5 protein-coding genes, 1 tRNA gene and 1 pseudogene are annotated in these 9,981 nt (G+C 64.9%); 5 read left to right on the top strand and 2 right to left on the bottom strand.

The annotated features are described in order from the left end of the window. Positions 1-188: 188 nt before the first annotated feature. Positions 189-434 (bottom strand): annotated as a pseudogene (locus ACO2Q5_RS08500) (integrase core domain-containing protein); the annotation flags it as partial. 364 nt (positions 435-798) lie between these two features. Between ACO2Q5_RS08500 and ACO2Q5_RS08495 the strand changes: the two are divergent. From ACO2Q5_RS08495 to ACO2Q5_RS08480, 4 genes are all read left to right on the top strand, one after another. After that, positions 799-1,548: an ImuA family protein gene (locus tag ACO2Q5_RS08495; RefSeq protein ID WP_423289886.1), complete on the top strand. Its 750-nt coding sequence runs from the start codon at positions 799-801 to the stop codon at positions 1,546-1,548. A 1-nt stretch (position 1,549) separates the two neighbouring features. Then, a complete protein-coding gene (locus tag ACO2Q5_RS08490) occupies positions 1,550-2,998 on the top strand; it encodes a Y-family DNA polymerase (protein ID WP_423289885.1) in 1,449 nt (482 codons plus the stop codon). Beyond that, on the top strand, positions 2,995-6,375 hold the full coding sequence (locus tag ACO2Q5_RS08485; RefSeq protein ID WP_423289884.1) for an error-prone DNA polymerase: 3,381 nt from the start codon (positions 2,995-2,997) through the stop codon (positions 6,373-6,375). The genes ACO2Q5_RS08490 and ACO2Q5_RS08485 overlap by 4 nt, the downstream gene beginning before the upstream one ends. Positions 6,376-6,837: 462 nt before the next feature. Next, positions 6,838-6,913: transfer RNA gene (locus tag ACO2Q5_RS08480), tRNA-Lys, on the top strand. Positions 6,914-7,229: 316 nt separating this feature from the next. On the opposite strand, the gene pheT is transcribed toward ACO2Q5_RS08480, so the two are convergent. After that, on the bottom strand, positions 7,230-9,650 hold the full coding sequence (gene pheT, locus ACO2Q5_RS08475; RefSeq protein ID WP_423289882.1) for a phenylalanine--tRNA ligase subunit beta: 2,421 nt from the start codon (positions 9,648-9,650) through the stop codon (positions 7,230-7,232). Positions 9,651-9,809: 159 nt separating this feature from the next. Between pheT and ACO2Q5_RS08470 the strand changes: the two genes are divergently transcribed. After that, a complete protein-coding gene (locus tag ACO2Q5_RS08470; protein WP_423289880.1) occupies positions 9,810-9,938 on the top strand; it encodes a hypothetical protein in 129 nt (42 codons plus the stop codon). The last annotated feature ends 43 nt before the right edge of the window (positions 9,939-9,981 follow it).

The raw sequence follows: 9,981 nt of genomic DNA, 5'->3' as shown, positions 1-9,981 counted from the left end.
CAGGGCCGCATTGTAGGCGGGCCAGTTCGTCGTGCGGTAGCGGGCAGAGGAAGGCTTCGGCATGGACCGAATCTAACGCTCAGGATTCACGACGTGAATCCGCATCACCGATAAGTGCAACAACGTCCATATTCTCTAGACCTCATGACTGCGCGAGTATGGTAAGTGGCTTTCAAGCATCTGGAATTTCAATGTTTTTCTGAGATTAATGCTGGACACTTCGCTGTCGGCGGCCTTCGTGGGGGGTACGCATGAAGTTTTAGATGGCGCATATCAAGCTGTCGCACAGCCGTGCCTTTTGCTTCGGGCCTACCCCTGCGGACCCATGAGATGCTGTTTGATGGGCATTGGCACATCCCCCCGTTGAAGCGCTCGACAAACCCGTTCTGCATCGGCTTTCCCTGTGCGATATAATGCCAGTCGATCCGGTGCTCGCCACGGAATTGGGGTCTGAGCTCGGTTCAACGCATCGGGCCATTAAGACGGCGAGGTGCTGGTCTGCCACGGGCCGTTTGTCAGGGCCCGGTTGATGATCCTGCGCTGCCGTCAGTCGGACGGCAATTGCCGGGCCTTGGACCATTCCGAGGTGAGGGCGGCCGGTTGCGCGTGGCCTGAAGCAACGGCGACAGGGCCCGTCCGGCCCCTGCAGGACTTTTGCAACAATGTTCTGTACCTGCTTCAGCGTGCCGCGCGCGCCGGGTGGAATGGCATGGCGCGGCTTCCAGAACCAACGGCGCTACTGTTCTTGACTCGTCCTGCGGGATTCGCAAAAATGGAACAAAAAGAGAACATACCGGCATGATCACTGCGCGCGCACCCACGATTGCCCTGCATGAGGCCGTCTCGCCTAGCGGATTGGCCGGGCGGGCGGCGTTGCATGAGTTCTATGCCGCGACCGAGGCTGATGCCGCTGCGATGACGGGTGTGGTCCTTGCCCTTGCTGCTGGTTCATCCCTGCGTCCGCTGCTCTGGGCCCGTCAGGATTTTCTTGAGCGGGAGTGGGGCACCCCTTTTCCGCCGGGGCAGGCAGAGTTCGGCTTCGATCCGGGCCGCCTGATTTTCGTGCGCGCAGGCACGACGCAGTCAATCCTGCAGGCCGGGCTGGAGGGCGCGCGCTGCGGTGCACTTGGTGCGGTGCTCATCGAATTGTGGGGCGAGGCAAGCGCGCTGGACCTGACGGCAAGCCGCCGCCTTGCCCTTGCCGCGCAGGCATCAGGCACGCCGGTGCTGATGGGGCGGGTTGCGGCACAACCCTGTCCCAGTGCCGCCGAGACGCGGTGGAGCGTGCGCGCCGCCCCCTCGCGCGCGCTGGCCGCCAATGCACCGGGCCCCCCGGCGGTTCGCCTTGAGTTGCTGCGTCATCGCGGCGGGCTCTCCCATGCAACCTGGGATTGGGAGTGGAATCGTGACACCGGACACTTCGAGGACAGAACTGCCGGATCCACCCCACAGGAACGTCCGGCGCTATCTGGCACTGTGGCTGCCGTATCTTTCGACGGACGCGTTCCGGCTGGCGGCGCGGAAATCCGGCGCCGCCAGACCGGATGACATGCCGCTGGCGCTCATTGATCGGGACAGGAGCGGGTTGCAGGTCATGGCGCTGAATGCTGCGGCTGAAAACAACGGCCTGCGCATCGGCATGACCCTTGCCGATGCCTCTGCCCTGCTGCCGGAGCTGAAGGTGGCCGAGGCTGACCCGGCGGCCGACAGTCGTCTTTTGCTGGCGGTGGCCGGGGCCTGCGAATCCGTGTCCCCGCTGGTTGCCCTGGACGGGGCGCATGGCGTGCTGGTCGATATCACCGGATGCGCGCATCTTTTCGGTGGTGAAGAGGGGCTGAGGGTGCAGCTGTCCCGGCGCCTCAAGGCGACGGGCGTCAAACAACGCAGCGCCATCGCAGGCACGCCCGATGCCGCACATGCCGCGGTCCGCTTTGGTCGCCACGCCATCGTGCCGACGGGCCGCGAAGCGCAGGTGGCGCGATCCTTGCCGGTGGCCGCGCTGGAACAGCCGCCCGAGGTCACGACCGCCCTGATCCGGGCCGGATTGAAGACCTTGGGCGATCTTGCAGATCGTCCGGCGCATATGCTGGCTGCCCGTTTTGGTGCCGGACTGGTCACGAGGCTGCGCCGCATCACCGGACAGGAAGATACACGGCTGACCCCCCTGCGCCCCTTGCCGGAGTGTCAGGTGACAAAGGTCTTTCCTGAACCCATGCTGGAAATGCCTGCAATCGAAGGGGTGCTGGCCGATCTGGCGCAGGATATCTGCCGCATGCTGGCCGAACGGGGGCAGGGGGGGCGGTGCTTTGAGGCGGGGTTCTTCCGCAGCGACGGCGCCGTCCGCCGCATCGCGGTTGAAACCGCGGTGGCTTGCCGCAATGTGCCCACCATCCTGCGGCTGATGCGGCTGAAGCTGGAGACACTGGCCGATCCGCTTGATCCCGGTTTTGGTTTCGATGCGTTCCGGCTGGGCGTGCAAAGGGTTGAGCCGCTGACGGAGCATCAGGTCGCCCTGGACGGACGGGTTGACCGGGAGGCGGATGTGAACGCGCTGATCGACCGGCTGGTCGTCCGCTTCGGGCGGGGCAATGTGCAGCGATTCGTCGCCCGCGACAGCCATGATCCGCGGATGAGTGCCGCGCGTGTTCCTGCAACATCCAACGCCTCATCGGCCCCTTGGCCTGAACCTGAACCCGGCGCGCCGCCTTCCCGGCCGCTGACCGTGTTCATCCCGCCGCAGCATATCGAAGCCCTTGCCGAGGTGCCGGACGGTCCGCCGCTGCGCTTTCGCTGGCGCCGCGTGCTGCATACGGTCGCGCGTGCCGAGGGGCCCGAGCGGATCGCCCCGGAATGGTGGCTGGATGGCAAGGCGGCAACGACCCGCGACTATTACCGCGTCGAGGATACGCTGGGCCACCGCTTCTGGATTTTCCGCGAGGGTTTGTTCGAGGAGACCGACGCCCGCCCCCGCTGGTTCCTGCACGGTCTTTTCGCATGAACAGCGCCGTCCCGCCCTATGCCGAACTGGTCGCGGCCACCAATTTCTCGTTCCTGCGCGGGGCTTCCTCCGGGCCGGAAATGGTGCTGCGTGGCCTGTGTCTGGGCCATGCCGGCCTTGGGATCGCGGACCGCAACACGTTGTCGGGCACTGTCAGGGCCTATACCGCCCTGAAGGAACTGCGCGAGGACGGCGTTTTGCCCCCGCTGAAGCGGCAAGACGGGTCCGGACCGGGCGAGTATAGCTATCAGCCCGCATCCTTTGCGGCACAGGATGAGAAAGAGGCCGCGGCATTCCAGGCCATGATCTTTGAACGTGCCCAGACATTCAGGCTTGTCACCGGCGTGCGTCTGGTCTTTGCCGACGGCACGCCCGACATCGTGGCACATCCCGAGAACCGCGCGGGGTGGGGCCGCCTGTGCCGTCTGCTGACGATCGGCAACAAACGGGCAGAGAAGGGTGAATGCCACCTGATACTGGATGATCTTCTGTCCGATCCCTACAACCTGCTGCTGACAGTCATGCCCTGTCGCAACAGTGCGGGCCTGCCCTCCCTTTTGCAGCGGCTGAAAGAGGCTGCTCCGGGCGCGGTCTGGCTGGGGGCGACCATGCCTCGGCATGGTGATGACCGCCGCAGGCTTGCCGGGATGAAGGCCCTTGCCGATCATGTCGGCGTTCCGCTTCTGGCCACCAATGATGTCCTCTATGCCAATCCTGCGGAGCGCGACCTGCAGGATCTGCTGACCTGCATCCGCGAAGGCACCAGCATCGCCAAGGCCGGCCGCCGGCTGGAGGCGAATGCCGAACGGCACCTCAAGGCACCTGCCGAGATGGCGCGGCTCTTCGCCGATTGCCCCGATGCCTTGCATCAGACGGCAGCGATGCTGGATCGCGTCGAATTTTCGCTGGCGGATCTGAAATACGAATATCCTGACGAGCCGATTCCGCCGGGCAAGGATGCGCAGGAATGGCTGACGGAACTGACTTTTCGTCATGCGATGTTCCGCTATCCCGACGGCATCCCGGAGAAGGTCGAGGCCCTGCTGCACAAGGAACTCGCCCTGATCGGCAAGCTGGATTACGCGCGCTATTTCCTGACGATCCACGACATCGTGCGCGTGGCCAACGACAAGGGCATCCTCTGCCAGGGGCGCGGGTCGGCTGCCAATTCTGCCGTCTGCTATGCACTGGGAATCACGGCGGTGGATCCGGCCGAGCACAACGTGCTTTTCGCGCGTTTCCTGTCGGAAGAGCGTCGAGAGCCGCCCGATATCGACGTGGATTTCGAGCATGAGCGGCGCGAAGAGATCATCCAGCACATCTATGAACGCTATGGCCGTCATCGCGCCGGAATCATCGCTACGGTCATCCATTACCGCCCCAAAAGTGCCATCCGCGATGTGGGCAAGGCGCTTGGCCTGTCCGAGGAGGTGACGGCGGCATTATCTCGCCTGCAATGGGGCAGTTGGGGCAGCGACATCACCCGCAATCAGGTGGTTCAGGCGGGGCTTGATCCGGACAACCCCATGATCGCCCGCGCCGTAGGCTTTGCCAAACGCCTGCTGGGTTTTCCCCGCCACCTGTCACAGCATGTCGGCGGCTTCGTTCTGGCCCGGGATCGTCTGGACGAATTGGTGCCCATCGGCAATGCAGCCATGCAGGACCGCACTTTCATCGAATGGGACAAGGATGATGTGGATAACCTGGGCCTGATGAAAGTCGATGTTCTGGCACTCGGGATGCTGACCTGCATCCGCAAGGCGCTGGATCTGCTGCGCGATCATGAGGGGATCGACTGGGGGCTGGCCGATGTGCCGCAGGACGATAGGGACACCTATGCCATGCTGAGCAAGGGCGATTCAATCGGCGTTTTTCAGGTCGAAAGCCGCGCCCAGATCAACATGCTGCCGCGCCTTCGCCCGCAGGAGTTCTACGATCTGGTGATTCAGGTCGCCATCGTCCGCCCCGGCCCGATTCAGGGCAACATGGTTCACCCCTATCTGCGCCGCCGGTCAGGTGCCGAAGAGGTTGTGTTCCCCTCGCCCGCGCCAGAACACGGCCCGGCAGACGAACTTTATGACGTGCTCAACAAGACCAAGGGCGTTCCGTTGTTTCAGGAACAGGCCATGCAGCTTGCCATGGTTGCGGCGAAGTTCACCGATATCGAGGCGAACAAGCTGCGCAAGGCGATGGCCACCTTCCGCAATGTGGGCACCATCAACCAGTTCGAGACGATGATGGTCGAGCGTATGGTCGCGCGGGGCTATGAGCGGGAGTTTGCGCAGAACTGCTACGATCAGATCAAGGGCTTCGGCAGCTATGGTTTTCCTGAAAGCCATGCCGCCTCTTTCGCCAAGCTGGTCTACATCTCGTCCTTCCTCAAATGTCACCACCCGGCGATCTTCGCCTGTGCGCTGCTGAACTCGCAGCCGATGGGATTCTATGCCCCGGCACAGATCGTGCGTGACGCACAGGAGCATGGGGTCAGGGTGCGCCCGGTCGATGTGAACCACAGCTTTTGGGACAATGTGCTGGAACCCGATGCCGACGGCAGTCTGGCCCTGCGGCTTGGGTTCCGTCAGACCGAAGGCATGCACGAATCCGAGGCGGAACGGCTGGTGCAGAACCGGCAGGGCGGTTTCACCTCGGTCAAGGCGCTTGCCGACCGCGCGCGGCTGTATGGCCGTCCGATGCGGGCGCTGGCCGATGCCGATGCGTTCCGCTCGATCGGCCTCGACCGCCGCGCGGCCCTTTGGGAGGTGCGCCGTCTGCCACAGGACGAACCCTTGCCGCTCTTCGCCGTTTCCGGGTCGGACGATCTGGGTGCGGAAGCGGACGCGGCCCTGCCACCCATGCCTTTGGGCGAGCATGTGGCGACGGATTATCAGACGCTGCGCCTGTCGCTGAAGGCACATCCGATGCAGATTCTGCGCCCGATCTTTGCCCGTGACAGGATTTCGACCTGCGCCGAAACCGCCGCCCGTGCCAACAATCGCTTCACCCGCACCGCCGGGCTGGTTCTGGTCCGCCAGCGTCCCGGCAAGGGCAATGCGATCTTCATCACGTTGGAAGATGAGACGGGCATCACCAATGTCGTCCTCTGGGCGCGCCAGTTCGAGGCGCTGCGCCGCGCGGTCATGGCCTCGCGTCTGATGCTGGTCGAAGGGCGGGTGCAGCGCAGCCCCGAAGGCGTCATCCACCTGATGGCGACCAATATCATCGACCGCTCTGCCGATCTTGAACAGCTGTGGAATGCCGGGGGGGATTCTGGCGGCCTGACATCAGAACTGGCAAAACGCCCGGTTCTGCCGCGACCTCGCGCCGACCAGCATCCGCGCGATGCCCGGATCTTGCCCAAGAGCCGCGACTTTCATTGATGGTCCTGAAAGCGGCAAGTTACAGGGTATTTTCTGCGGAGATTGAGTGGCGCCAGACCGACCCGTTCGAAGTTATATAACTGATTCCAAATAACTCTATGCAATCAGATTGTGGTGCGTTTTCGCTGCTCAGACAGGGCGTGCGCTGGCAGGTAGAGAGATGAAATCCCGCAGGAAACAACCGCGGAGAATGGGCCTTGTCTCTGTTTGGCAATGGACGCGGTTGTCGTGTGGCAGGGATTCTGGCAGCCGGTGACAGGAAGGTTTGCTGCAGGCGCACTTGCCTTGTTGGTGAAAACCCCCCCAAGGCGCCGCCGCGGGGATGAGGAGCTGCAAGCGGGTCTGGAGTGCGCCTCCTCTCAAGCTCAGCCAAGAACGGGCCACGAAAGGCGGAGCTCTTCGGGCTATCGGAATGAAGGGGGGTTGACGCCCCCACGCAGCTCTCTTACACGCGCCATCAGTGGGCCCGTAGCTCAGTTGGTAGAGCAACTGACTTTTAATCAGTGGGTCACAGGTTCGAATCCTGTCGGGCTCACCATTCAGGTCAAGCGCTTAGGCATAAGCCCAGGCTGCTATGCCCAGACCAAGTGTCCGATCAGAATGGCGCCAGGTCACAGCATCCCAGACGCATGTTTGCACTTTGCTGCGCGGGCGGCAGAGCGAAGCACCCCCAGCACGATGCAAGTGCCCCTGATCAGGGTCTCGCCCCTGTCCGCACCCCTTCCGCCGCGGGAAGGGGGCGGACAGGAGGGCTAGCGGACACAGGCCCCCATGAAGGGGCCTGAGATGGATTCGGAACGCTGTGTCAGCGGCCGGACAGCGGTTTTGTGCTGGGCCTTGTGAAAGACCCGAGCCTAGCCCCGCAGGGTGCCGCCCGTCGCCTTCGCGACCTTCTCGACGATCTTCTTCGATACTGCTTCGATATCGGCCTCGGTCAGCGTGGCCTCGATTGGTTGCAGCCGCACGGTCAAAGCGATGGACTTCTTGCCCGCCCCCATCTGTGCCTCGGCCTTGTCGCCGGTGAACTGATCGAAGACCCGGACGCTTTCGATCAGTGCCTTGTCGGCGCCCTGCGCGGCGTTGACCGCGGTCAGCGCCTCGACGCCCGCATCCACAACAAAGGCGAAGTCACGTTCCACCGCCTGAAGATCACTGATCGCCAGCGCCGGGCGGGTGGGCGTCTTGACCTTGGGCAGCGGGACATTGGCCACCAGCACGGTGAAGGCCACGGCCGGGCCCTTCACGCCCATGGCGGCCAGAACGCGGGGGTGAACCTCGCCGAAGGTGGCCATGACATTCGGTCCCAGCCCGATCACGCCGGACCGGCCGGGATGCCACCATGCGGGCACCTTGCGGGTGACCTGCACCCGGGCCGGGGCGCCGATGGCGGCCAGCACCGCCTCGGCATCGGCCTTGGCGTCATAGACATCGACCGGACGGCGGCTGCCGAACGGATCGCGCGGGGCAGTGGCGCCGACCAGCAGGCCCGCGGCCTGCAGGTGCTGCTCGCCCGGCTCACCGCCCTGGAAGGCGGGGCCAACCTCGAACAGGGCCAGATCGGCAAAGCCGCGTGCCTGATTGCGCGCCGCGGCGGCCAGCAGGCCGGGCAGCAGATCGGGGCGCAGATGGCTCATCTCCGACGAAATCGGGTTGTCCACCCGCACGGCATCAGCGCCGCCGCCGAACAGGGCGGCAGCCTTGGCCTCGATGAAGCTGTAGGTCACGCATTCATTGTAGCCAAGCGCGGCAATGGTCCGGCGGGCCGCCTTTTCCCGCACCTGCACGGGCGTCAGGATCGGCTTCGGCACGCCCGGTTGCGTCCGCTTCATCGGCGCGCCCTGCAATTTGGTCAGGCTGGCGATGCGGGCCACTTCCTCGACCAGATCCGCCTCCCCCAGCACATCGGGGCGCCACGACGGCGGGGTGGCCATCAGCCCGTCCATGCGGAAGCCAAGGGCGGTCAGCGTCTGGCGCTGCTCGGCCTCGGAAATCTGCATTCCGACCAGTGACACGCAGCGCGCGGGGTCCAGCCGGTAGGCGCGGGTCGTGTCCGGGGCGGCGCCATCCTCGACCACGCGGCTGGCTTCGCCGCCGCACAGGTCCAGCACCATCTGCGTGGCCAGTTCCAGCCCGGGCCGGGTGAAGGCCGGGTCCACGCCGCGTTCAAAGCGGTAGCGCGCATCCGAGTTGATCTTCAGCGCGCGCCCGGTGGTGGCAATGGTGATCGGGTCCCAGAAGGCGCTTTCCAGGAAGACGTTCACGGTATCCTCGGTGCAGCCCGAGTCTTCGCCGCCCATGATGCCGGCAAGGCTTTCGGGTCCGCGGTCATCGGCAATGACCATCTGGCCCGCCGTCAGCGCATAGGTCTTGCCGTCCAGCGCCAGCAGCGTCTCACCCGCCTCAGCAGGGCGGATGCGCAGGGTCGTGCCCTGCATCCGGTCCACGTCAAAGACATGCAGCGGGCGGTTCAGCGCGAAGGTGAAGAAGTTCGTGATGTCCACAAGGGCCGAGATCGGGCGCAGGCCGATGGCCTTCAGCCGCTTTTGCAGCCAGTCGGGCGAGGGGCCGTTCTTCACGCCGCGGATGACGCGGCCGGTGAAATGCGGCGCGGCCTTGGCCTTCAGCGCGGGGTCGATCTGCACGGCGACGGGGCTGTCGAAGCTGCCTTCGACAGGCGCAATCTCCAGCGGCTTCAGCGTGCCCAGACCGCGGGCCGCCAGATCGCGCGCGATCCCGCGGATGCCAAGCGCATCGGGGCGGTTCGGCGTGACCTTGATCTCGATCACCGGGTCGTTCAGGCCGCGGTAGTCGATGAAGCGGGCGCCAAGCGGCGCATCCTCGGGCAGTTCGATGATGCCGTTATGGTCGTCCGACAGCTCCAGCTCCCGCTCGGAACACAGCATGCCGTTCGATTCCACGCCGCGGATGACGCCGGGTTTCAGGTCCACGCCGGTGCCCGGCACATGGGTGCCCACGGGCGCGAAGACGCCGACAAGGCCGGTGCGGGCATTGGGCGCGCCGCAGACCACCTGCACCTCCATCGCCTCCGAACCGGGGCCGCCGGGATAGGTCGCCACGCGGCAGACGCGCAGCCGGTCGGCGTTCGGATGCTGAACCGCCTCGATCACGCGGCAGATGCGGAAGGCGCCAAGCGTTTCGGCCGGGTTTTCGATGCCTTCGACCTCTAGCCCAAGGTCGGTCAGCGTCTCGGCGATCTCCTCCACCGGGGCAGCGGTGTCGAGATGGTCGGCAAGCCAGGAGAGGGTGAATTTCATCGGCGTCGTTCCGGCTGATCGGGTTTGCCCCGGCCTTAGCGCAAAGCGGCGCAAAGGGAAAGCCGGGCATCTGCGGGCGCCGGACCGTGCGCGGATCGGAAACGCGGTGTTCCCGGACCGGGGGGAAGACCGGCGGCCCCCGCCGGGGTAGAAGGGGGCATGGATGACTGGCTGAAGATACCTGCCCGGCGCGAAGGGCTGCCTGCTACGCGGCTTTGCGTGATCATGGGGCTGACGCTGCTGATGCTGATGGCCGGGCAACCGTTTCTGGCCGCTGTTTTCCGCTAAGAATCGCGGCCATGGGGCCGTTCTGACGCTTGCCCCTGACCGG

It is taken from the genome of Neotabrizicola sp. VNH66, from assembly GCF_049445895.1.
In the GTDB taxonomy this organism is placed as follows: Bacteria; Pseudomonadota; Alphaproteobacteria; order Rhodobacterales; family Rhodobacteraceae; genus Pseudogemmobacter.
The sequence above is the reverse complement of the archived record's forward strand: the minus strand, read 5'-3'. Positions and strand labels throughout refer to the sequence as shown.